The organism is Rhodococcus sp. IEGM 1330 (assembly GCF_033142445.1).
GTDB lineage: Bacteria > Actinomycetota > Actinomycetes > Mycobacteriales > Mycobacteriaceae > Rhodococcoides.
The window spans coordinates 160,885-182,819 of the sequence record NZ_JAWLSB010000001.1 but is presented as its reverse complement, the minus strand read 5'-3'; the positions used below and the strand labels follow the sequence as shown (position 1 = coordinate 182,819).

20 protein-coding genes are annotated in these 21,935 nt (G+C 65.0%); 7 read left to right on the top strand and 13 right to left on the bottom strand.

Annotated features, from left to right (window positions below):
* Window positions 1-3 precede the first annotated feature (3 nt).
* Genes R4P57_RS00860 through R4P57_RS00850 form a run of 3 tightly spaced genes read right to left on the bottom strand, consistent with a single transcriptional unit; the run spans window position 4 to window position 1,916 of the window.
* Entirely contained in the window at window positions 4-528 is a 525-nt protein-coding gene (locus R4P57_RS00860; RefSeq protein WP_317801022.1) for a peroxiredoxin, read from the bottom strand.
* A gap of 17 nt (window positions 529-545) precedes the next feature.
* Window positions 546-1,313, bottom strand: a complete 768-nt coding sequence (locus R4P57_RS00855; RefSeq protein ID WP_317801021.1) for a tyrosine-protein phosphatase — start codon at window positions 1,311-1,313, stop codon at window positions 546-548.
* 30 nt (window positions 1,314-1,343) lie between these two features.
* Window positions 1,344-1,916: an antibiotic biosynthesis monooxygenase gene (locus R4P57_RS00850; RefSeq protein WP_317801020.1), complete on the bottom strand. Its 573-nt coding sequence runs from the start codon at window positions 1,914-1,916 to the stop codon at window positions 1,344-1,346.
* A gap of 171 nt (window positions 1,917-2,087) precedes the next feature.
* On the opposite strand from R4P57_RS00850, the gene R4P57_RS00845 reads away from it, so the two are divergent.
* The gene (locus R4P57_RS00845; RefSeq protein ID WP_094686552.1) at window positions 2,088-2,585 is read left to right on the top strand and encodes an Lrp/AsnC family transcriptional regulator; all 498 of its coding nucleotides are present in this window, start codon (window positions 2,088-2,090) and stop codon (window positions 2,583-2,585) included.
* Window positions 2,582-3,727, top strand: coding sequence for an FAD-dependent oxidoreductase (locus R4P57_RS00840; protein WP_317801019.1), 1,146 nt, complete (start codon window positions 2,582-2,584; stop codon window positions 3,725-3,727). Before R4P57_RS00845 ends, R4P57_RS00840 begins: the two co-directional genes overlap by 4 nt.
* A 67-nt stretch (window positions 3,728-3,794) precedes the next feature.
* On the opposite strand, the gene R4P57_RS00835 is transcribed toward R4P57_RS00840, so the two are convergent.
* Entirely contained in the window at window positions 3,795-4,412 is a 618-nt protein-coding gene (locus tag R4P57_RS00835; RefSeq protein ID WP_317801018.1) for a helix-turn-helix domain-containing protein, read from the bottom strand.
* Window positions 4,413-4,542: 130 nt separating this feature from the next.
* On the opposite strand from R4P57_RS00835, the gene R4P57_RS00830 reads away from it, so the two are divergent.
* Window positions 4,543-6,024, top strand: a complete 1,482-nt coding sequence (locus R4P57_RS00830) for an MDR family MFS transporter (protein ID WP_317801016.1) — start codon at window positions 4,543-4,545, stop codon at window positions 6,022-6,024.
* Window position 6,025: 1 nt separating this feature from the next.
* Here R4P57_RS00830 and R4P57_RS00825 read toward each other — a convergent pair whose 3' ends face one another.
* The 4 genes from R4P57_RS00825 to pdhA are packed head-to-tail and all read right to left on the bottom strand — an operon-like array spanning window position 6,026 to window position 11,625.
* The gene (locus tag R4P57_RS00825; RefSeq protein WP_317801015.1) at window positions 6,026-8,173 is read right to left on the bottom strand and encodes a thiamine pyrophosphate-dependent enzyme; all 2,148 of its coding nucleotides are present in this window, start codon (window positions 8,171-8,173) and stop codon (window positions 6,026-6,028) included.
* Between the two features lie 37 nt (window positions 8,174-8,210).
* The gene (locus tag R4P57_RS00820; RefSeq protein ID WP_317801014.1) at window positions 8,211-9,503 is read right to left on the bottom strand and encodes a dihydrolipoamide acetyltransferase family protein; all 1,293 of its coding nucleotides are present in this window, start codon (window positions 9,501-9,503) and stop codon (window positions 8,211-8,213) included.
* Between the two features lie 47 nt (window positions 9,504-9,550).
* Complete coding sequence (locus R4P57_RS00815) at window positions 9,551-10,546, bottom strand: alpha-ketoacid dehydrogenase subunit beta (protein WP_317801013.1); 996 nt, start codon at window positions 10,544-10,546, stop codon at window positions 9,551-9,553.
* Entirely contained in the window at window positions 10,543-11,625 is a 1,083-nt protein-coding gene (pdhA, locus tag R4P57_RS00810; RefSeq protein ID WP_317801012.1) for a pyruvate dehydrogenase (acetyl-transferring) E1 component subunit alpha, read from the bottom strand. Before pdhA ends, R4P57_RS00815 begins: the two co-directional genes overlap by 4 nt.
* A gap of 134 nt (window positions 11,626-11,759) precedes the next feature.
* On the opposite strand from pdhA, the gene R4P57_RS00805 reads away from it, so the two are divergent.
* Together R4P57_RS00805 and R4P57_RS00800 are read left to right on the top strand one after the other, a co-directional pair.
* Window positions 11,760-12,239: an Lrp/AsnC family transcriptional regulator gene (locus R4P57_RS00805; protein ID WP_094629362.1), complete on the top strand. Its 480-nt coding sequence runs from the start codon at window positions 11,760-11,762 to the stop codon at window positions 12,237-12,239.
* A gap of 248 nt (window positions 12,240-12,487) precedes the next feature.
* Window positions 12,488-13,516 (top strand): Glu/Leu/Phe/Val family dehydrogenase, encoded by a 1,029-nt coding sequence (locus R4P57_RS00800; RefSeq protein WP_317801653.1) that lies wholly within the window; start codon window positions 12,488-12,490, stop codon window positions 13,514-13,516.
* A gap of 90 nt (window positions 13,517-13,606) precedes the next feature.
* On the opposite strand, the gene R4P57_RS00795 is transcribed toward R4P57_RS00800, so the two are convergent.
* Together R4P57_RS00795 and gabT are read right to left on the bottom strand one after the other, a co-directional pair.
* Window positions 13,607-15,058 carry an NAD-dependent succinate-semialdehyde dehydrogenase gene (locus tag R4P57_RS00795; protein ID WP_317801010.1) on the bottom strand — a complete coding sequence of 484 codons (1,452 nt, stop codon included), beginning with the start codon at window positions 15,056-15,058 and terminating at the stop codon, window positions 13,607-13,609.
* A 1-nt stretch (window position 15,059) separates the two neighbouring features.
* A complete protein-coding gene (gene gabT, locus R4P57_RS00790; RefSeq protein ID WP_317801009.1) occupies window positions 15,060-16,424 on the bottom strand; it encodes a 4-aminobutyrate--2-oxoglutarate transaminase in 1,365 nt (454 codons plus the stop codon).
* 130 nt (window positions 16,425-16,554) lie between these two features.
* Between gabT and R4P57_RS00785 the strand changes: the two genes are divergently transcribed.
* On the top strand, window positions 16,555-18,051 hold the full coding sequence (locus R4P57_RS00785) for a PucR family transcriptional regulator (RefSeq protein WP_317801008.1): 1,497 nt from the start codon (window positions 16,555-16,557) through the stop codon (window positions 18,049-18,051).
* A gap of 28 nt (window positions 18,052-18,079) precedes the next feature.
* Window positions 18,080-18,871 (top strand): YoaK family protein, encoded by a 792-nt coding sequence (locus R4P57_RS00780; protein ID WP_317801007.1) that lies wholly within the window; start codon window positions 18,080-18,082, stop codon window positions 18,869-18,871.
* On the opposite strand, the gene R4P57_RS00775 is transcribed toward R4P57_RS00780, so the two are convergent.
* Genes R4P57_RS00775 through R4P57_RS00765 form a run of 3 tightly spaced genes read right to left on the bottom strand, consistent with a single transcriptional unit; the run spans window position 18,787 to window position 21,919 of the window.
* The gene (locus R4P57_RS00775) at window positions 18,787-20,472 is read right to left on the bottom strand and encodes an NAD(P)/FAD-dependent oxidoreductase (protein ID WP_317801006.1); all 1,686 of its coding nucleotides are present in this window, start codon (window positions 20,470-20,472) and stop codon (window positions 18,787-18,789) included. The two genes, R4P57_RS00780 and R4P57_RS00775, sit on opposite strands and share 85 nt — an antisense overlap.
* On the bottom strand, window positions 20,469-21,290 hold the full coding sequence (locus R4P57_RS00770) for a carbon-nitrogen hydrolase family protein (protein ID WP_317801005.1): 822 nt from the start codon (window positions 21,288-21,290) through the stop codon (window positions 20,469-20,471). The genes R4P57_RS00775 and R4P57_RS00770 overlap by 4 nt, the downstream gene beginning before the upstream one ends.
* Window positions 21,287-21,919 (bottom strand): XRE family transcriptional regulator, encoded by a 633-nt coding sequence (locus tag R4P57_RS00765; RefSeq protein WP_317801004.1) that lies wholly within the window; start codon window positions 21,917-21,919, stop codon window positions 21,287-21,289. The genes R4P57_RS00770 and R4P57_RS00765 overlap by 4 nt, the downstream gene beginning before the upstream one ends.
* Window positions 21,920-21,935: the final 16 nt, after the last annotated feature.

Below are 21,935 nucleotides of genomic sequence, written 5' to 3'. Positions count from 1 at the left end.
CACTCACGACAGGTAGCGCAGATACTCCAGCGCCTTGGTCGCATGCACGTGACCGCGCTCGCTCTGCACCATCATCCGCACCACTCGGTGCCGATCGATAACGAACGTCGTCCTTTTCACGGACAGCAACTGCCTCAGATATCCGCGTCGGCCCGCGTTCGAGTGGCCGCGTTCGAGCTCTCGGAGCCGACGCCGCCGGGTGAACCACCCGCCTCGCCGCACTCCGAACTGTTCGGCCACCGCACCGTCGGGATCGGACAGCAACGGAAAGTCGAACGACCTCTGCAGCGCGAAATGATGGTTGCGATCTCGGGTGTCGGTACTGATGCCCACCCGTTGTGCTCCGAATCTCTCGAATTCCGAGCCCAAGTCCCTGAAGTGACACGCTTCGGCCGTGCAGATGGGGCTGTTGGCCGCCGGGTAGAAGAACAGCACCACCGGACCCGATGCCGTCAGCTCCGAGAGCGCACGAGACTCACCCGAGTGATCGGGGAGCTCGAAATCCGGGGCCGTCTGTCCGATTCGCATGACGCAGAGGCTACCGCTCAGTCCTGAACCAATTCGGCGACGAGCCGTCCGCGCAGACGTTCATCGATACCCAGGTGACTCAGATACGCCTCGAACGATCCGTGATTGGTCGCCACAGCCGCCATTCCGCGTTCCAGATAGGACGCACGGACTCCCAACAACGCCTCCCCGGGCACTCCGGCGTCATCGATACCCGACCACGTCCGGCGCACGTGGGCGAGCAGCGGCTCCACCGCAGCATTGCTGGCGAGGTAATCGGCGAGGATCTCGTCCTCACTCACCCCTACCGCCCGCAGCACGGTCGCGACGGTCCACCCGGCCCGATCCTTACCTGCGGCGCAATGCACCAGAACTCCGCCTCGGCCGGCGGCGATGGCCTGGACCACGTGCTTGATCGCGTACGCCGCCCCGTCCAGCACCGGAAACGACGCGTACGCGCGCAGCAGGTAGTCGACCTGACTCTGTTCTTCGTGGGTCGGTGCCTCGTGCGGAGCGCGCTCACCTCTGTCGTTGTGGAACGGTACCGAGATCGACTGCACGCCGTCCGGAACTCTGTCGACACCACTTCGTGCGATCTCGGAGTCACTACGAAAATCGAACACCGTGCGTATCCCGAGATCGACGACGGCGCGTTGTCCGTTCTCGGTGAGAGCGCTCAATTCCGATGCGCGATAGAACTTTCCGGGCCGAATCTTCGAGCCGTCGACAGTGCGAACACCGCCGAGGTCTCGAAAGTTCCAGGCCCCGTCGAGAGCGAACTGGTTGTGCACGTGGGCGTCGGGCATGACCTCGACTGTATAGAAGCGAGGCTCGTCTCAGGCGCGCGGTACGAGCCACTTCCGCAGCCGGGCGGTGACGAACGGCATCACCACGTAGACCATCAACGGCGTGCAGATCATCACCACGACCGCCGTTCGCAGGGCCACGTTCAACCCTGTCAGATGCGGTGTGAGAACGATGTTGACCAGCAAGCTGACGGCATAGAACGCCACACCGATCGAGATCGCCTGCTTCCACCGGGGTGGCGGGCCGCCGATCACTCGAACTGCGTCGGTCAGGTTGGACTGCGGCTCGAACCATCCCTCCACGCCGGAAAGACGATGTGTTGCAACGTCGTCGGCGATGGGCCGGCCGCTGCTGAGCCAGCGGCGTCGAGAGTCCGAGTGCAGCCAAGCGTCGAGGTTGTCGTGGGTCTCGAACCGGTACACCACGTGATAGTCGTTCGATCCGCCGGAGCTGCGCAGCCAGCCGCCACCGAGAAAACCGGGGAAGGTTCGGACGAGATCGATACCGCGATCGGTCCATTCGACAAAATCTGCTTCGTATCCCTCGCGAACGCGCCGTGCGACCGAGGTCGTGACGTGATCGAGCGTGTCCGTCGTGGTCATGCGGTGCCCCTCCTGCGCGTGTTCGTCGCGGATCGATGTGTTCTACACAGAGTGCGGCCAGATGGACCGACATTCAAATCGAGAGCCGAATCGGAGATCAATGGCCAGATGCACCAAAAGGTGTGACAATTCGTCTACGCAGACCCCTCTCGAGCGACCTGGAGTGGACGGATGGCACAGCACCGACCCGAGTACCGACTCGACGACGTGGACCGACGCATCGTCACCGAGCTCAGCCGTGACGGTCGAATGTCCATGCGCGCCCTGGCCGAGGCCACCCATATTTCGCGAGCACACGCCTACGTACGCGTCGACCGTCTCGTCGACGAAGGGGTCATCGAGGGATTCACCGCACGCATCGCCTACGAGAAAGCGGGGTTCGGCGCGTCGGCGTATGTGGCACTGTCCATTCGGCAGGATTCCTGGCGCGCCGTCGCCGACGACCTGAGCACCTTCCCGTTCGTCGAACACGTCAGCCTCATGGGTGGCGACTTCGACGCACTCGTTCTGGTGCGAGCTCCGGACACCTCGGCGCTACGCCATCTGGTGCTCGACAAGCTGCAGGGACTCGACGGGATACTGTCGACGCGAACCTGGCTGATCTTCGACGAGGCGATCGGACCCGGAGCGCAGTGGACCGCAGAGACAACGAACGGGAGCAATCCATGACCACGTCCGAGCGAGAACCGAACTCCACCGACGTCATCGTGATCGGCGGCGGAATCGGGGGTGTCTCGCTCGGTTACGAACTCGCGAGCGACCGACGCGTCACACTGCTCGAGCGCGAACCGACCCTGGCCTTCCACACCACCGGACGCTCGGCCGCTCTTTTTCTGGAAACCTACGGCAACAACACGATTCGTGCTCTGACGACGGCCAGCCGTGACTTCCTGGAGAAACCGCCGGAGCACTTTCGATCAGAACTGCTCGCCCCGCGGCCCCTGCTCCAGTTCGCGTCCACCGGACGAGGCGACGCGCTCGAAGCGATGTACGCCGACGTCAGCCGACTGACACCCGACGCCCAATTGGTCTCCCCGACCGACGCGCGTACGCTCTTTCCGCCGCTGCGTCCCGAACTGATCGATTGTGCACTGTACGAACCACATTCGATGGAGGTGGACGTTCACGCACTGCATCAGGGCTTCGTGCGGGGGCTGCGCGATCGAGGTGGACGAGTCCACACCGGGGCAGGCGTAACGCAGCTGAGCCGCGTCGACGGACTGTGGCACGTGCACACCACGGACGGGTCTGTCCACACTGCGCCGCTCGTCGTCGACGCAGCAGGCGCATGGGCTGACGTCATCGGCGCATTGGCGGGTGCCCATCCGATCGGACTCGTCCCGATGCGTCGGTCGGTGTTCATGGTCGCCGCGCCCGACGATCTGGAGACTGCGAATCTTGCGACGTTGAGCGACATGGACGAGAAGTTCTACATCAAACCCGAAGGCGCTCAGCTACTGTGTTCTCCTGCCGACGAGACGCCCACCGAGCCGAGCGATGCCCGGCCGGACGAGCTGGAGATCGCGCGGGCGTTCGACGACATCGCCGAGGCGACCACGTTGACTGCGCGGCATGTGCGGTCGTCCTGGGCCGGTTTGCGCAGCTTCGTGCCCGACCGAACTCCGGTCGTCGGATTCGATCCGAACATCGAAGGTTTCTTCTGGTGCGCCGGCCAGGGTGGATACGGAATCCAAACCTGTGCGGCGCTGGCCCGAGTCGGCGCGACAATCGTTCGCGGAGAACCACTTCCACAGGACGTGGCGTCGCGGGGCCTGCACGCGGGCGATCTGACTCCGAACCGATTCGGGTGAGAGGCGCTTCGCGCCACGTGCACGAAAGTTCGACCTCTGCTACGAAGTTCCACTCACGTCGAGAAGCTCAACCGACCACGACGCGTCGGAGATCACGCACCGTGGTTCGGTAGATGTCCAGCAGATCGGCGTCTTGCCCACCGTCGACTCGCTTGGCCCAGTCGTCGAAGGCGATGCGCATGACCATGCCGGCTCCTTCGACCAGAAGTCGTGCGTAGGACCGTGGCTCGTGGCCACCGAGCTTATCGGCCACCGCATCGGTGACGCGGCACAACGTCATCGCGTCGTGAGCGAAGGCCGCGGATCGCAGATGCGCGTCGGCCCCGATCAGCCGTCGGGTACGCCGAAGACGATCCCGCACCTCGTCCGGTGCGGAGGAAAATCGTTCGACGGATCGCTCGTAGAGTGCTTCGATACCAGAGATGGTGATGCTCTCCGGTGCCGTGGACGCCAGCCAGGCGTTCAGGTCGACGTCCAGCTCAGGATCGTTTCCGAGGACGGATTCTTCCTTCGACGCAAAGCTGCGGAAGAACGTGCTGGGCGACACCCCTGCCCGACGCGCGATCTCGTCTACCGTCGTCGCGGCGCACCCTTGCTTCTCGAACAGGTCGAGCGCGGCGCGCGTGATCTCGAGCTGGGTGTCTCGGCGACGTCGCTCTCGCAGATCCGGCACTCGTTCGCTCATCCTCGCCACTCCTTCATCACCTCGCTGTCAACTTACCAGTAGAATTCAAGTTGACAGTCACTGTCATCTTGATTCAAGCTATCTAGGCGGGCCTTTGTCCGCGCCTTGTACCCAAACTCGAAAGCTTTCGATGACCTCACCTGAGACCGACCACGTATCCGAGTCCACGCCGGACGGCGAACTCGCGCCGGGCAGCACACTGCTGATCGGCATTCTCGTCATCGCCGCGTTCGTCATGATCCTCAACGAGACGATCATGAGCGTGGCACTACCGACCCTGATGGTCGACCTCGACATCACGGCGACCACCGCGCAGTGGCTCACTACCGGATTCCTGCTGACCATGGCCGTGGTCATTCCCGTCACGGGATACCTGTTCCAGCGATTCACGTTGCGTCAGGTGTTCGTGGCAGCGATGACGTTGTTCACCGTCGGCACGCTGCTCGCGGCATCCGCCCCTGGCTTCGAGCTGCTCCTGCTCGGACGCATCACCCAGGCCAGCGGCACAGCAATCATGTTGCCGCTGCTCATGACCACGGTGCTCACCGTCGTCCCGGCCCACAAGCGCGGCGCGATGATGGGAATCATCTCCATCGTCATCGCCGTCGCTCCGGCCGTCGGCCCGACGATCTCGGGAGTCATCCTCGATTCACTGAACTGGCGTTGGATGTTCTGGCTCGTTCTTCCCATCGCACTCATCGCGTTTGCGATCGGAACCACGCTGGTGAAGAACGTGACACAAACCGGTCGGCCTTCGTTCGATCCCCCGTCGGTCGTGTTGTCCGCCTTGGCGTTCGGCGGAATCGTCTACGGCCTGAGCAGTCTGGGACATTCGGCCGAAGAATCGGTGGTACCGGTATGGCTACCGCTGGTGGTCGGTGTGATCGCACTCGTGGTGTTCGTGCTGCGCCAGATCTCTCGTCAGGACCGCGGCGGCGCACTGTTGGACATGCGGCCGTTCCGCACCACCACGTTCAGCATCGGCCTCGGCATGATCGCGATCTCGATGATGGCCCTGTTCGGTGTCCTGATCCTGCTGCCGATGTATCTGCAGAACGTTCGCGGTCTCGACACTCTCGACACCGGCCTGATGCTGCTCCCCGGAGGATTGCTGATGGGTCTCCTCGCTCCGTTCGTCGGCCGAATCTTCGACCGAGTCGGGCCGCGTCCGTTGGTCATTCCGGGGGCCATCGTGATGAGCGCCGCCCTGTGGTCGATGACCGTGCTCGACGCGCAGACCGCGCTGCCCGTGGTGATCGGCATCCACATGCTGCTTTCGGCAGGGCTCGCGTTCATCATGACTCCACTGATGACGTCGGCACTGGGTTCGCTGCCCACCCCGCTGTACTCGCATGGAAGCGCAATCTTCAACACGGTGCAGCAGTTGGCCGGTGCTGCCGGAACCGCACTGTTCGTCACCGTCATGTCGAACACCGCGGCGGCCCGAATCTCCGACGGCGCAACCGAGGTCGGCGGTTCGGAGGCCGGCATCCACACCGCCTTCCTCTACGGCGGGGCCGTGTCACTGGTGGCGGTGGCAGCGTCGTTCTTCATCCGAGCACCGGCACGCAGTGACACCGACGCCGTCGCCCCTGCCCAACCGGTGCACTGAGTCACTCGACTTCGATCAGCTTCACGGCCGCAGCGACGATCTGGTCTTCCGACAGGAGGACCAGATCGGCCGCGGCGCCGAGTGGTACGAACGAATTCTTGCTCGACACTCTGCGGATGGCACCGTCGTAGCCTCCCTCGACCAGAGCTGTCACGACGCCCTCGCCGACTCCCCCGTCGTGCCGGGTCTCGTCGGCGATCAATACCCGACCGAATTGCGAGAGACGTCGCAGCAGATCCTCGGTCGGTAGCGGAACGATCCATCGCAGATCGACAACCGTCACGCCGATCCCGTGTGCGCGCAACGTGGACGCGGCGCGCCTGCTCATCACCACCCCGTTACCGAAGGTGACGATGGCCAGATCGTCACCGTCCGAATGGGTTGCGATGGTGCCGAACTCGGCCGACGCGTCGTCGACGCACCGCAAAGCCCCGTCGCCGTCGTTCAGATCGACGCGGTGGTACAGCGCAATCGGCTCCAGAAAGACGCATACCCGTCCCTCCTCCACGGCCAGTGCCACACACGTCCGCAGCAGAGCGGCGGCCTCGGCCGCGGAACTGGGAACGGCAACGACGATGCCCGGAATGTCGCGCAGAACCGCAACCGCGTTGTCGTTGTGGAAGTGCCCTCCGAAACCGCGCTGATACGCCAGACCGGCGATGCGCACGACCATCCCGTTGGTGAACTGCGAGTCGGAGAAGAACTTGAGCGACGCGGCCTCACCGCGCAGCTGATCCTCGGCATTGTGCAGGTACGCCAGATACTGAATCTCGGGTATCGGGACGAATCCTGCGAGCGCAGTACCGAGGGCGGTGCCGAGCACGGTCTGCTCATCGAGCAATGTATCGAAAACCCTTGCTGCGCCGTACTTCTTGCGCAAACCCTTCGTGACGCCGTAGACGCCGCCCTTGACGGCCACGTCCTCCCCGAACACGAGGACCTCCGGTCGCGCCGCCATGATGTCGGTGAGCGTCCTGTTGATCATGGCGGCGAGCGTCAGACGCGGCCCGCCCTGTGCAGGTCGCAGGCTCAGCTCGGTGGCTGCCACGGCAATCGGTCGCCGTTCGGTGAGCGGAGCCACCACCGCGGCCGCGGTAGCCAGGCGCAACGACGCCCCGGACCGCAGCGACTCGACCACCGCCTCGGCCTCGGTCATCACGGTCTCGCGCATTGCCTCGTAGCGGCCTTCGACGTCGGCTGCCGAGAGCACACCGGCCCCGATCAGCGCACGTGCACAGGCGAGCAACGGATCTCGCTCGTAGTCGCCGACGATGTCTGCATTGGTGCGGTACGCGAGCTCGGCGTCGGATCCGGCGTGGCCCATCAACCGCACCGTCTCGAGATGCACCATCACCGGCCGACGCCCCGACCGCACTGCGTCGACAGCGGCGTCCACGGTTCGCATCAGCGCGACCGGGTCGGTCCCGTCGGCTCGCACGTACTCGATCGAGGCGAACCTGCCGAGCGACTGCTCGATCCAGCCCCTCGGCGATCGGGTACTGATTCCGATGCCGTTGTCCTCGCAGACGAACAGGATCGGCATCGGAATCGACTGGTGGGCAAAGTACGCAGCCGAATTGAGCGCACCCACCGTCGTCGAATGATTGGCCGAGGCATCGCCGAAGCTACACACCACGATGGCGTCCTCGGGCCATGGTGTTCGATGACGCAGCGCCTTCGCTCGCCCCAGCGCGAATGCAAGTCCGACCGCGCGCGGAACCTGCGAACCGATGGTGGACGTCTGTGGCACGATGCCCAGATCTGGGTGCCCGAACACCTTGTGCCGCCCGCCCGAGATGGGGTCGCGGGTGGAGGCGACCAACCCGGCCAGCACGTCGCGGATCGGATTGGACCCGGGATTCTGTTGTGCACGTGCGGCATAGAAGCCGCCGGAGCGGTAGTGCAGCAAAGCCGGGTCGGTGACCGTTGTCGCGGCACCGACGGCTGCATCGGACTCGTGCCCGGACGACCCGATGGTGTAGTAGCCGAAGCCCGTGGACTGCAACCAGCGGGCTGCGAAGTCCAGGTGTCGGCTCGCGAGCTGCGCATCGAAGTACCGCAGCAGACGATCCGGATCGGCTAGCTCCGGCCCGCTCGTCGCCGCGACCCGGATCCGGTCCAGGAAATGCGCGTCGATCGCGTCCGCCACGCTCGCCCCTTTTCTTCTCCCGGTACGAGCTGGGAAGTCAGCCCAGCGCGATCATATCCATCGGAGTGCTCAACAACCGGCCGACGAGCGCGAGGAACTGCGATCCTTGCTGACCGTCGACGAGGCGATGGTCGAACGAGAGCGACAGTGTCGTCACCGACCGCAGTGCGATGTCGCCCTCGTGTTCCCACGGCATGCGGCGAATGGAGCCGAAACAGAGGATGGCGGCCTCACCGGGGTTGAGGATCGGTGTACCGGCGTCGACTCCGAACACTCCGACGTTGGTGATGGTGATCGTGCCGTCGGCGAGATCGGCCGGACTGCTCTTGCCTTCCTTGGCCGTCCGCGTCAGATCCGACAGCGCGCGCGCGATGTCCACGAGAGAGAGTTCGTGAGCGTCCTTGATGTTCGGCACCATCAGGCCGCGCGGAGTCGCGGCGGCGATACCGAGGTTGACGTAGTGCTTGGTGACTATCTCCTGAGTCGTCTCGTCCCAGGAGGAGTTGAGCGACGGATTCGATTTCAACGCAACGAGAACCGCCTTGGCGACCAGAGCCAGCGGGGTCAGCCGCACGTCGGCGAAGTGGGCCGAGGAACGCAGGGACTCGAGCAGGTTCAGGGTTTCGGTGACGTCGACGGTCACGAACTCGGTGACGTGTGGAGCGGTGAATGCACTGCGCACCATCGCATCCGCCGTGTGCTTGCGCACTCCAATGATCGGTGTGCGCACTTCGCGTCCGACCCGCAGCGGTGCCCGCTCCCCTTCCGGATCTTCACCCCCGAGATAGGTCTCGATGTCCTGCCGGGTGACGTCACCGCGGCCTCCGCTGGCGGGCACGGCGGCGAGGTCGACGGCGTTGTCCTTGGCGATCTTTCGCACCGGCGGCGCAGCCAGCGGTTTCCCGTTCTGCCCGTTCGGCGTCGGGGTGACCGGTGCAGCACCTCTGCCGCCGCGCCGACTGGAGCCTTCCTTCGCCACTCCGTAGCCGACGAGAACCGGAACGCGTTCGTCCCCATCCTCGGCCGGGGCTGCCCCGTCGGTATCGGGAGCGACGGGCTCGGGCTCGGAACCGCTTTCGTCGTCGCCACCGACCCTGATGTCGATGATCGGCACCCCGACCTCGACGGTGTCACCCTCCGAGACGTGCAGCGCGGCAACGACACCGGCGAACGGCGACGGAAGTTCGACGGCTGCCTTGGCCGTTTCGACCTCGGCGATGTTCTGGTTCAACTCGATCGTGTCGCCGACCGCGACGAGCCAGGTCAGCAGGTCGGCCTCGGTGAGGCCCTCCCCGAGGTCGGGCAACGGAAAGCTCTTGATGGTGGGCATCGTCGGATCCTGTTCGGTGTCGAGATCGGCGTTCGGTGAGCGCGAGGTCAGTGCGAGCGGCAGCGGTCGACTGCGTCGAGGATCCGATCGACGTCGGGAAGGAAGAATTTCTCGAGTTTCGATGCCGGGTACGGGGTGCCGAAGCCACCGACGCGCAACACCGGTGCCTCGAGGTTGTAGAAGCACCGTTCGGAGATTCGAGCTGCGATCTCCGAACCGAGTCCCATGAACACCGGGGCCTCGTGGGTGACGACGAGACGCCCGGTCTTGCGTACCGAGGCCTCGATGGTCTCGAAATCGATGGGCGAGAGCGAGCGAAGATCGATGACCTCGATCGACATTCCCTCGTGGGCAGCGACTTCGGCGGCCTTGCGTGCGGTGGCGACGAGCGGTCCGTACGCGATCAGGGTGACGTCGGTGCCCTCGCTGACCACTCGCGCCCGATGCAGCGGGTACGACGCGTCGGCGTCGAGGTCGATCGGGCTCTTCTCCCAGTACCGACGCTTCGGCTCGAAGAAGAGCACCGGATCGTCGCTGGCGATGGCCTGCTGAATCATCGAGTAGCCGTCGGAAGCGTTGCTGCACGTGACGACGCGAAGGCCTGCGGTCTGCGCGAAATAGCCTTCGGGAGATTCGGAGTGGTGCTCGACGGCACCGATTCCTCCGCCGTAGGGCACCCGAATCGTCATGGGAATTTTGACGTTGCCACTGGTGCGGTAGTGCAGCTTGGCCACCTGCGAGACGATCTGGTCGAACGCCGGGTAGATGAAGCCGTCGAACTGGATCTCGCACACCGGCCGAAAGCCTCGCATCGCGAGCCCGACGGCGGTGCCGATGATGCCCGATTCAGCCAACGGCATGTCGAGCACGCGGCCGGGGCCGAAGTCCTTCTGCAGCCCGTCGGTGATGCGGAAGACGCCGCCGAGCTTGCCGATGTCCTCTCCCATCAGCAGAACCTTCGGGTCGTTCTCCATCGCCCGCCGCAGGCCTGCGTTGATCGCCTTGCCCAGCGGAAGACCGGTGGGCCGTTCCAGGGTGGTCATGACGAAACTCCTTCGAATCCGGCCTGATACGAGGCGAATTGGGCGCGCTCCTCGTCCAGGAGGGGGTGGGGGTCGGCGTAGACGTTGTCGAACACCGACATCGCGGCCGGTTCGACGGTCTCGAGGCAGCCGCGGCGAAGCTCGGCTGCGACCTCGTCGGCAGTGCGCTTCACCGAGGCGGCGAATGCGTCGTCGAACACGCCGATTCGCCTGAGCAACTTCTCGATTCGATCGATCGGATCCTTGGCGCGCCATTCGTCGTCGGTGGCACCCGAGCGGTATCTCGTCGGGTCGTCGGAGGTGGTGTGCGGGCCCATGCGGTAGGTGACGGCCTCGATGAGCGTCGGGCCGCTACCTTCGCGGGCGCGAGCGAGCGCGGCCCTGGTCACAGCCAGGACGGCGAGAACGTCGTTGCCGTCGACGCGGACCGACGGTATTCCGTATCCCTCACCGCGGGCGGCGATCGTCGCCTTCGTCTGCACCGTCACCGGTTCGGAAATGGCCCACTGATTGTTCTGGCAGAAGAACACCACAGGTGCGTGAAAACTCGCGGCGAAACCGAGTGCCTCGGAAATATCGCCCTGGCTGGTTGCGCCGTCGCCGAAGTAGGTGATGGCCGCGCCCTCGGCTCCCTCGAGTTGCAATCCGATCGCGTACCCGGTTGCGTGCAGGCCCTGCGATCCGACGATGATCGCCGGCGTCGTCATGCGGTATTCGTACGGGTCCCAGCCGGACAGGGTCGATCCGCGCCAGAACCGCAACATCCGGGTGGGGTCGACGCCCCGGCAGTAGGCGACGCCGTGCTCGCGATAGCTGGCGAACACGAAGTCTTCGGTGTCGAGCGCGCGAGCCGAACCGACCTGCGCTGCTTCCTGCCCGAGCAGCGGTGCCCACAACCCCAGTTCGCCCTGTCGCTGGAGTGCGGTCGCCTCGGTGTCGATGCGTCGGACGACCACGAGATCGCGGTACATCTCCATCATCGCGGCCGTGTCGATATCGGCGACGAGAGGCGAGTAGGTCTCGTTGCGGACCACCGTTCCAGATTCTTTTATCAGCTGTACCAGCGAGGTGGTGTTCATGTTCGTGGCACTCTCCGTCGTGGTGTGATGTCTTTCACAAGCACACCACCGACATCCACCCTGCACAAGTGATGACTTCACAACTGCGCAGTGTGCACACTATTGGGTAACCAACGAGCTACAGGAAGTGCGCAATGACCGATCTGGACAAGACCGACGCCCGACTCCTCCTCGCCCTCTGCGCCAAACCACGAGCCACCGGCGTCGAACTCGCCACCACATTGGGCCTGTCCCGCAATACCGTCCAGGCGCGCCTCGGTCGATGGGACGACAAGGGATCGCTCACGCCGATCGATCACCGCATCCCACCGAAATCTCTGGGGCGGCCACTGCAGGCATTCGTCACCGCACAGGTCAACCAACACACGCTCGCCGCAGTGACCCAACACCTTCGCACCATCCCGGAGGTGCTCGAAGTGTTCGGACTGTCCGGAGCCGCAGACATGCACATCCGCATCGCGGCCGTCGACGCCGACGACCTGTATCGCATCGCGGGCCTCATTCTCGATATCCCCGGAGTCGAGCGCACCAACATGTCCATCGCGATGAGCGAGTTGATCCAGTACCGCACCAAGCCGTTGCTCGAACAGCTCGCCGAGGAGGGCCGACGCTGAGCAGCCAGACCAGCTCCGCCGAGTCGATCCACGCGCCACCGTGCAACATGCACGTTCTCGGCGACGGCGGTTGACCAGCATGCACGTTCACGACACTCTTCGGGGACAAGAATCCCGGGTACCACCGACTTCCGGTACCGCCGCCTCATCACCGAAAGAGACCGACTGTGTCCGTCGTTGCCGACCGTCCCGCCGCCGTACCCACCCCGACCGACCACCTGCCGACGGGCGTCTTCGATCGTCCCGACATGCCGCGCGACTCTGCACACGAACGCGTCGTGTTCTGCCAGGATCCCGACACCGGTCTGCGCGCGATCATCGCGGTCCACTCCACAGCGCTCGGTCCTGCACTCGGCGGAACTCGCTTCTATCCCTATGTTTCCGAGCAGGAAGCGTTGACCGACGTACTGCGACTCTCCCGTGGAATGACGTACAAGGCAGCCGTCGCGGGAGTCGACCTCGGCGGCGGAAAAGCAGTGATCATCGGCAACCCCAACGCCCTCAAGACCCCGACGCTACTGGGCGCGTACGGCCGGTTCGTCGAGTCGCTCGGCGGAACGTACGTGACGGCAGGCGATGTGGGCACCAACAGCGACGATCTCGACATCATCGCCGAGGAGACGGCGCACGTCGTCGGCAAGAACACCACCGCAGGCGGCACCGGCGACAGCGGCCCCCAGACCGCGCTCGGAGTCTTTCTCTCGCTCCTGGCCGCAGCCGAATCGACCTGGGGCTCGGACGATCTGACCGGCAAGCGCGTCGGCGTCGAGGGTGCAGGCAAAGTGGGCTACAACCTCGTCGCACTGCTTCGCAATGCAGGTGCCGAGGTGATCGTCAGCGACTCCTACGCCCCCGCCCTCGATCGCATCGTCACCGACTTCCCCGGTGTCACCGTCGAATCCGACATCATCGGTGCCGACCTCGACGTCTATGCACCGTGCGCCATGGGTGCCACTCTCGACGCCTCGTCGGTGGCCCGGTTGTCGGCGTCCATCGTGTGCGGCGCAGCGAACAATCAACTCCTCACACCCGAGGTCGAGACGATGCTGGCTGCGCGCAACATCGTCTGGGTACCCGACTACGTCGCCAATGCCGGCGGCCTGATCCAGGTGGAAGGCGAACTGCGCGGCAAGGATTCGGCCGAGGTGATGGCCACGATCGGCAAGATCCGCAGCACGGTCGCCGGCATCTTCGCCATCGCCCGCGCCGAGGGCATCCTGCTCGGGGCAGCGGCAGACCGCCTCGCCGAGGATCGAATCGCCGCAGCCCACAGCTGATCGTCGGCCTGCACCCTCTCGCTCCACTCCAGGCTCGAAGTCACCGATTCCCGCGTACCCGAGCGCGGAGTGGAGCGTCGCGTGCACGGATTACCGTAGAGCGATGTACTTGGTCTCGAGGTATTCCTCGATGCCCTCGGAGCCGCCTTCGCGTCCGAAGCCCGATTCCTTCACACCACCGAACGGGGCTGCGGCGTCGGAAATTGCACCGCGATTGACGCCGACCATGCCGGTGTCCAGTGCTGCCGACACGCGAAGGGCGCGGTCGAGGCTCTCGGTGTAGAAGTACGCCACCAACCCGTACCGGGTGTCGTTGGCTGCGGCGACGGCTTCGTCCTCGGTGTCGAACCCGACGATCGCCGCGACCGGGCCGAATATCTCGTCCTGCAACAGATTCGCGTCGGCCGGGATTCGGTCGAGCACCGTCGGCGCGTAGAAGAAGCCGGGTCCCTCGGGCGCGGCTCCGCCGGTGCGCACCCGGGCTCCCTTCGCGACGGCGTCGTCGACCAGTGCCATGACCGTTCGACGCTGCTTGTCGTTGATGAGCGGCCCGATGTCGGTTCCGTCTCGGTCACCCGGCCCGACCGTCAGCGCGTCGATCCGCGCGGTCAGCTTCGCGGTGAATTCCTCGCGCACCGAGTTGGCAACGTACAGACGATTCGCTGCCGTGCACGCCTCGCCGCCGTTGCGCATCTTGGCCAGTATCGCTCCGTCGACAGCGGCGTCGATGTCCGCGTCGTCGAACACGATGAACGGGGCGTTGCCACCGAGCTCCATCGACGTCCTCAGTAGTCGATCCGCAGCGTTGCGCACCAACAGTTTTCCGACTCCGGTCGAACCGGTGAACGTGATCTTCCGCAGCCTCGGATCGTCCATCAACGGTCCGGTGACGGATGCGGCGTCGGAGGCCGGGAGTATCGACAGCACACCACGGGGCAACCCGGCGTCAGCGAATATTAGTCCGAGCAGAAGCATCGTCAGCGGGGTGTCCTCGGCCGGTTTGACGATGACGGTGCAGCCCGCCGCCAATGCCGGGCCGATCTTGCGTGTGCCCATGGCCAACGGAAAGTTCCACGGAGTGATTGCCAGGACCGGGCCGACCGGCGACTTGGTGACCAGGATCGAGCCGTTGCCCGCAGGGGCGGGGGTGAACCGGCCACCGATTCGGACGGCCTCCTCACCGAACCAGCGTAGGAATTCGCTGCCGTACTTCACCTCACCGTGGCTCTCCACCAACGACTTTCCCATTTCGAGCGTCATCAGCAGAGCGAAGTCGGCAGCACGCTCCTGCAGCAGGTCGAAGGCGCGCCGCAGAATCTCGGCTCTCTCACGAGCGGGCGTCGCCGCCCACCCCTGCTGAGCCTCGGCGGCAAGGTCGAGCGCGGTGATGCCGTCGGCCGCGGTGGCGTTTGCGACAGTCGTCAACTCCTCGCCGGTCGCCGGGTTCAGAACGGCGAACCGTGCGCCCGACGCGGAGGGAGACTGCACGCCGCCGAGCCAGAGATCGGTGGGCAGCGAGGAGATCAGGTCGGCAGCCGACATGTCAGTTCCCCTGTGCCGCAGCACGAAGCGCGTCTTCGAGCACGGTGAGCGCCTCGTCGAGCAGCTCGTCGGAGATCACCAGTGGCGGAAGCAGTCGGATGACGTTGCCGTAGGTGCCGCACGTCAGCACTATCACCCCGGCCGCGAGTGCCGCCGCCGCAACGGCTTTGGTGGCCTCCGGGTTGGGCTCACGCCCACCCGGCACGACGAGCTCGATCGCAAGCATGGCTCCGCGACCACGCACCTCACCGATGATGCCGACCTCGGTACTCAACGCAGTCAGTCGCTCGAACACGATGCGTTCGATGTCGCGGGCGCGCGCGTTGAGGTCGAGAGTCTCCATCTGCTCGATGGACGCCAGGGCCGCGGCGCAGGCGACGGGGTTGCCGCCGTAGGTGCCACCGAGTCCACCGGGGTGCACGGCGTCGATCAGATCGGCACGGCCGGTGACCGCGGCAAGCGGCATGCCACCTGCGATTCCCTTCGCCATGGTGATCAGATCCGGCACGACGGCCTCGTGTTCGCTCGCGAACCACGCTCCGGTACGGGTGAACCCGGCCTGCACCTCGTCTGCGATGAACACGACGCCGTTCTCGCGGGCCCAGTCCGCGAGTGCCGGCAGAAATCCTTCTGCGGGCACGATGAAGCCGCCCTCGCCCTGAATCGGCTCGATCAGGATGGCCGCGAGATTGCCTGCGCCGACCTGCTTGTCGATGACGGAGATCGCCCGGGCCGCAGCCTGAGCGCCGGTTACCGCGGAACCGTCGGCGTTCAGGCCCTCCCTGAACGGATACGACATCGGAGCGCGGTAGACCTCGGGAGCGAACGGCCCGAAGCCGCTCTTGTACGGCATCGACTTCGAGGTCAGTGCCATCGTCAGGTTGGTGCGTCCGTGGTACGCGTGGTCGAACACCACGACAGCGGAGCGTCCGGTGGCATGCCGTGCGATCTTGACCGCGTTCTCGACGGCCTCGGCACCACTGTTGAACAGAACGGTGCGCTTGTCGTGATCACCCGGGGTCAACTCGGCCAATTTCTCGGCGACCGCGATGTAGCCCTCGTACGGCGCGATCATGAAACACGTGTGGGTGAAGTGCGCGACCTGATCTTGCACGGCGGCAACCACAGCCGGGTTCGAGGCACCGACGGTCGTGACCGCGATTCCGGCTCCGAGGTCGATCAGAGAGTTACCGTCGACATCGACGACGACGCCGCCGTCCGCGTCGGCCACGTACACCGGCAACGTCGATGCCACACCCGCACCGACAACGGCCTTACGTCGCTCCGCCAACTCCGACGACTTCGGACCGGGGAAGGCGGTGACGATCTTGCGCTCCTGCGGAAGTCGGTACTCGATCGAGGCCATGGTCGCACCTTTCGTGTGGGCTTGTCGTGCCAGTATGCGACTCTCCGAGCGAAACGTCCGGACGCCATTTCGTACACCTCAGCGGAAGATTGCACTCCATTTCGGCAGTCGTGCCGCTACAGTTCCATCGGTGAGCGTGCAGATGTCCTGGCTGCTGAGGCAGCAACACCTTCGCCTGAGTCATCGCGGCGGACCGGAGCGCAGCACTGCGCCGATCACCTTCGCGCAGGCGACCGAACTCACCGATCCCAGTCCCTGGCTGTCCGGCGGTGAACTGATTCTCACGACCGGGCTCGGCTTCGACGCCGACGGCCCAGCTCTCGGCACCTACGTCCGGACCTTGGCGGCCGCGGGTGTCGCCTGCCTCGGCTTCGGAGTCGGGTTGTCCCACAGCACAATTCCGCGTCACATTCTGGACACGGCCGAGGATGTCGGGCTTCCCGTCGTGGAGGTTCCCTACGACATCCCGTTCGCCGCCGTGATCAGAGCGGTCATGAAGCGCATAGCCGAGCAGGAATACGAGCAGGTTCTGCGCGCCGCGTCGGTCCAGACCCGCATCACTCGGGCAGCGCTGCACGGCGGCGTCGACGCGATCGTTCGCGAACTGGCCGTCGCCACATCCACGTCCGTGGCGCTGATCGGCAATCGCACCGAATCCTTTCATCCCGCCGCCGCATCCGATCTCGTCGAACGCGCCCGCGACGTCGCCCGCAGCATTCACCCGTCGTCGTCACCGGCCACGGTGTCGGTCAGCGAACCGGGGTGCACCGTGACTCTGCACTCCGTCGCGATCTCCGGCGGGGAGTCGAGCTTTCTCGCCATTCGCACCGCAGGCCCGGTGACGGGCGTCGAGCAGATCCTGCTGGGGCACGCGGTCTCGCTGGTGACACTCGAACTCGAGAAGCCCACGCGTCTGCGCGCCGAGCAGTCCCGACTCAACACGCTCGCACTCGGGTTGTTGTTGGACGGCCATCTGCCCTCCACCGACGGCACTGCGTTACCGAGCTATCTCGTCGACGCCGCCGACGACGACTCTCGCGTCAGGGTTGCGATGGTCCGCGGACCGTCCGAGCGCATCGTCGAGGCGATCGATGCCGAGTGCCGGGCCCGGGTGCGGCCCACGTTCGCACGGAAGACCGACATCGGTGTCGCGGTATTGCTGCGCGGTACCGACGACTCCGATCTCGTTGCCCGACTGCTCGATTCACTGCCGAGGTCGGTGTGCGTCGGCCTCAGTTCCAGCCACCACATCACCGAGACCCTCGTAGCTTCGAAGCAGGCTTCCCTCGCGTGTGCCTCAGCCGGCTCGAGCGATCGGATCGTGGAATTCACCGGATCCATGCTGTTGGCCTCCGAACCGGTACAGGAGTCGTTGCGTGCCATGGCTGCTGTGACCATCGCAGTACTGGCCGAGTACGACCGCACCCATTCCGCCGATCTGGTGGGATCACTTCGCGCTTTCCTCGAGGCAAACGGGCATTGGGAAACCGCTGCGGCACACCTGTCCGTTCATCGTCACACGCTGCGAAACAGGATCACGCGGTGCGAGGAATTGCTCGCGGTGGATCTGTCGTCGGCGCGGGTGCGAGCCGAACTGTTGCTCTCACTGCTTGCCGCGACAACGTGAATATCGGCAATCGTGTCAGGATTTCCCGATGACCACGCCTCGACCCGAACCGCACATCGCCGTCGCAACTGCGAAATCGGTTCGGCTCGGAGTTCTGCTGGCGGCAGTCGGTGGATTCCTCGACGCGTACACCTACATCACCCGTGGCGGCGTGTTCGCCGGTGCGCAGACCGGCAACGTGGTGCTGCTCGGCGCCGATGTCGCCGGTGGCCGGTGGGTCGAGGCGCTGGCTTTTCTGCCGCCGTTGGCGGCCTTCGTCCTGGGTGTCGCGACCGCAGAATTCATTGCTCTGCCCGCGGTCGCGAAGATCGTGCGACGACCGGTGCGGGCGGTGCTGGTGTTCGAGATCCTGGTGGTCCTCGTCGTCGGATTTCTTCCGGCGACCGTGCCCGATGCGGTGGTCTCGGTGGTCCTCGCTCACGTTGCCGGCGTTCAGGTGACCACCTTTCGCGTACTGGTGGATTCGCCGTTCAACACCACCATGACGACCGGGAATCTCCGCAGCATGGCGATGGCTGCATTTCATCGGGTGGTGGAACACGATCTCGAGGCCGGAACCCGCGCCCGACGGTTCGGCGCGGTGATCTCGGGATTCTTCGGCGGGGCGCTGCTCGGCGCAGTCGCGGTCGAGCTGTTCGGGCTGCGGGCAATCTGGGTCGTAGCCGTGATGCTGACCATCGCTCTGGCACTGTTCGTGTTCGACGAGCGCACACCCAGGTCGTTGCCTCCGAAAGGTCAGTCGCCCAACCGAAGCGGAGCAATCGACTCGAACACATCGCCCGGTCCCGGGTTGCCTTCTGCCGACGAACCGCCCAAGTGATGCACGACGCCCCACACCGCATTCAGTGCGGTGTGGATGGCACCCTCGGCCCATCCTGCGGTCCACGAGATGTCGTCGCCGGCGAGAAAGATCCCCCGGTGCCTGGGGTCGAGCTGGTGCTGGACGAAGTGGGTGAACAGCCTTTCCTGGTAGCGGTAGTGACCCGGCAGGTTGGCTTTGAAGGCACCCATGAAATCGCGTTCGGTTTCCCAGGACAGCGTCACCGGTGTGGAGATGATGTGGCTGCGGAAATCGACGCCGGGATAGATCTCCTCCAGTGATCGCAGCATGATGTTCATGCGTTCGGTGGGGTCGAGGGCCAGTAGCTTGAGTGAGTCGTCGGACCACGTGTAGGACAGGCAGATCAGTCCCGGACGGCCCTCACCCTGGTCGAGTAGGTACGTGCCACGGCTCATCCGGTCGGTCAGTGTCATGCTGACCAGATCGCGGCCGGTGACCGGATCCTTGTCCTTCCAGAACGGTCGGTCGACCAGTGCGAACACCTTGGTCGAGCCCATGTAGTGCGTGCGTTCGATGGCGGTCCAGTGGTCGATGGGGAACAGATCGTCGTCACATCTGATGTTGCTGAGCAGCATCCAGCTCTGGGCGGTCACGACGGCGGCTGCGTACGTGCGGATGTTGCCGCGGTCGTCGTGGATCGTGGTGCCGCCATCGGTGCGTCTGATCTCGGCGACCCGAGACATGGTGGTGCCGCCGTTGAGCGAGGCCACCGATGTGCCCGCGGGCCAGTGCGCCATGTTCTCGGGCGATCGAGTCCACAGCCGCATCGGCAGTTGCTGTGAGCCACCGACGATTCCGCGATGGTGATCGTCCGCTGCTGTGATGACGACGCGAAGGATCTCGAGAATGGAATTGGGATAGTCGGTGTCCCAACCGCCCGTTCCGAAACCGACCTGGCCGAACAACTCTCGCATCCGAAACGACGAGAAGTGCTCGGATGCGGCGAGAAACCCGTAGAAGGTCTGATCGTCGAACTTCACGATCAGCTCGTTCCAGATTCGTTTGATCTCTGCCACGTCCCGCCTGCGGATCGCGCGCTGCAGCGGAATCAACTCGGCGTGTTCCTCGAGCGTCCTGTTCCACGCGTCGGCAACCTCGGCGAAGATCGGCGGGAGATCGTCGAGCTTGCGTGCGTAGTGGCTCTCACCCTTGAGGTCGATCACCGTGCTGGGGGTCACCTCGGCCAACGGGTTAGGAAACGGAGTGGTCTCGAGCCCGACTGCGTCGAGGTAGTGGAACAGTGCAGTCGACGACGGCGGAAACCGCATCGCACCCATCTCGGCCACCACGCCGGGGTGCCCCTCGAACGGCACCGACCGCATCCGGCCGCCGATTCGATCCGATTCGTACACAACGGGTTCCAGGCCGAGCTCGAGCAGTTCATGGGCAACGACCATGCCGGCGAGCCCGCCCCCGATCACCGCGACCTTGGTACCGAGGGCAGCGTCGGGAACGCTGCCGAGGCCGGCCGGGTGCGCCAGGTAGTCGTCGTAGGCGAACGGGAAATCCGGACCGAACATCGTGAGCGGCTGGTCGTCCTCGGATTCGATTGCGCTGTCCGGGGTGACGGGTGTGGTCATCGGTCGGTCTCCTGCTCGGCCCGCGAGGGTCCTGTCGGGTAGAGGTCGGTACGGCGATCGGCCAGGTGGGTGTTGACCGCGCGTGATCGAGCGAGTTCGGCCGAATCCAGATCCACCGTCAGCAACTGTTCGTGCACGCCCGCACGCGCGAGGTCGGCGCCTCCCGGCGCGACGGCACAGGTCAGTCCGCAGTACGTCAGGCTCGCCTCGGTGCCACAGCGGTTGACGTAGGTGATGAACAGTTGACTCTCGTATGCCCTCGTCGGCACGACATGGGTTGCGATGATCTCGAACGGAGTCATCAGACCCGTCGGAACGATCAACCACTGGGTTCCGGCGTCGGCGTGAGCGCGAACGGCCTCGGGAAATTCGACGTCGTAGCAGGTGAGCAGACCGCAGCGCAGTCCGCCGAAGCCGAACTGCACCAACAGTTCCGGCCCCGGTGTGAAGTGCGTTCGATCGAGTTCACCGAACAGATGGGTCTTGCGATAACGCGCCAGCGAGCGACCGTGTGCATCGACCACCTGCACCGCATTGAACACGGATTCACCACTGCGCTCGGGATATCCGTAGACGATTGCGACGCAGTGAGATCGAGCGATCGTCGACACCTTCTCGAAGATCGGACCGTCGAACGGTTCGGCTCGCTGGAGCACCAGATCACCGATGTCGTATCCGCTGACCGACATTTCCGGGGTCACCAGGATCGACGCGCCTGCCGATGCCGCGCGCCTCGCTGCGTCGTCGAGTGCGGCGAGGTTCGCATCGACATCGCCGGCAAGTTCCGGCCCTTGGAACAGCGACACGGTGACGGTCATGCTTGCAACTCCTGTTTCCTCATCGGCAACTCCTCGGGTAGCGCGGGTGCCAACACCCACAGGACCTGAGCACCATCGCTGCCTTCGGCTCGAAAACTGTGCCTGCGACGCGGCGAGAAGGTGAACGCATCTCCCGGACCGAGCAGCACCTCGTCGCCCGCGAACGTACCGTCCACTTCGGCCTCGAAGGTCACCCGCAATTCGCCCGCGATCACGTGCACGAAGGTCACGTCGAGCGGAAGGGTGTACGCCTCGGCTCCGCTGCCGCCACCGGCGTCGATATGGCCCAGCAGCACCTGCACCCGACGCTCCCCCACCGGTGTCAGCAGGTACTCGGTCATCGCTTCCCCGCCGAACATGATGCGCGGCAACGACTGCGCCCGGACCACCTCACCGGACGGGGCGTCGTCGAACAGCGAGCCGACCGGAAGCTCCAAGGCGGCGCAGACTCGAACCAGGGACGCCACCGACGCGTTGACCTGGTCGCGTTCGAGCTTGGACAGATATCCCTTGGTCACTCCACAGGTGTCGGCGAGTGCGTCGAGAGTCAGTCGCTTCTTCTGCCGAGCCTCCTTGAGGCGCGCACCGATACGCGGCGCATCGCTGATGACCGACGTAGCAAGGGACACCGCTCTCGCCTTTCAG

Bases quoted from the DNA above. Each gene is read 5' to 3' on its own strand.
- R4P57_RS00855 (WP_317801021.1), bottom strand. From the start codon at position 1,313: ATGCCCGACGCCCACGTGCACAACCAGTTCGCTCTCGACGGGGCCTGG.
- R4P57_RS00805 (WP_094629362.1), top strand. From the start codon at position 11,760: ATGACCGATCTGGACAAGACCGACGCCCGACTCCTCCTCGCCCTCTGC.
- R4P57_RS00860 (WP_317801022.1), bottom strand. From the start codon at position 528: ATGCGAATCGGACAGACGGCCCCGGATTTCGAGCTCCCCGATCACTCG.
- R4P57_RS00795 (WP_317801010.1), bottom strand. From the start codon at position 15,058: ATGTCGGCTGCCGACCTGATCTCCTCGCTGCCCACCGATCTCTGGCTC.
- R4P57_RS00835 (WP_317801018.1), bottom strand. From the start codon at position 4,412: ATGAGCGAACGAGTGCCGGATCTGCGAGAGCGACGTCGCCGAGACACC.
- R4P57_RS00775 (WP_317801006.1), bottom strand. From the start codon at position 20,472: ATGACCACACCCGTCACCCCGGACAGCGCAATCGAATCCGAGGACGAC.
- gabT (WP_317801009.1), bottom strand. From the start codon at position 16,424: ATGGCCTCGATCGAGTACCGACTTCCGCAGGAGCGCAAGATCGTCACC.
- R4P57_RS00770 (WP_317801005.1), bottom strand. From the start codon at position 21,290: ATGACCGTCACCGTGTCGCTGTTCCAAGGGCCGGAACTTGCCGGCGAT.
- R4P57_RS00830 (WP_317801016.1), top strand. From the start codon at position 4,543: ATGACCTCACCTGAGACCGACCACGTATCCGAGTCCACGCCGGACGGC.
- R4P57_RS00845 (WP_094686552.1), top strand. From the start codon at position 2,088: ATGGCACAGCACCGACCCGAGTACCGACTCGACGACGTGGACCGACGC.
- R4P57_RS00840 (WP_317801019.1), top strand. From the start codon at position 2,582: ATGACCACGTCCGAGCGAGAACCGAACTCCACCGACGTCATCGTGATC.
- R4P57_RS00820 (WP_317801014.1), bottom strand. From the start codon at position 9,503: ATGCCCACCATCAAGAGCTTTCCGTTGCCCGACCTCGGGGAGGGCCTC.
- R4P57_RS00850 (WP_317801020.1), bottom strand. From the start codon at position 1,916: ATGACCACGACGGACACGCTCGATCACGTCACGACCTCGGTCGCACGG.
- R4P57_RS00815 (WP_317801013.1), bottom strand. From the start codon at position 10,546: ATGACCACCCTGGAACGGCCCACCGGTCTTCCGCTGGGCAAGGCGATC.
- R4P57_RS00800 (WP_317801653.1), top strand. From the start codon at position 12,488: ATGCCGCGCGACTCTGCACACGAACGCGTCGTGTTCTGCCAGGATCCC.
- R4P57_RS00780 (WP_317801007.1), top strand. From the start codon at position 18,080: ATGACCACGCCTCGACCCGAACCGCACATCGCCGTCGCAACTGCGAAA.
- pdhA (WP_317801012.1), bottom strand. From the start codon at position 11,625: ATGAACACCACCTCGCTGGTACAGCTGATAAAAGAATCTGGAACGGTG.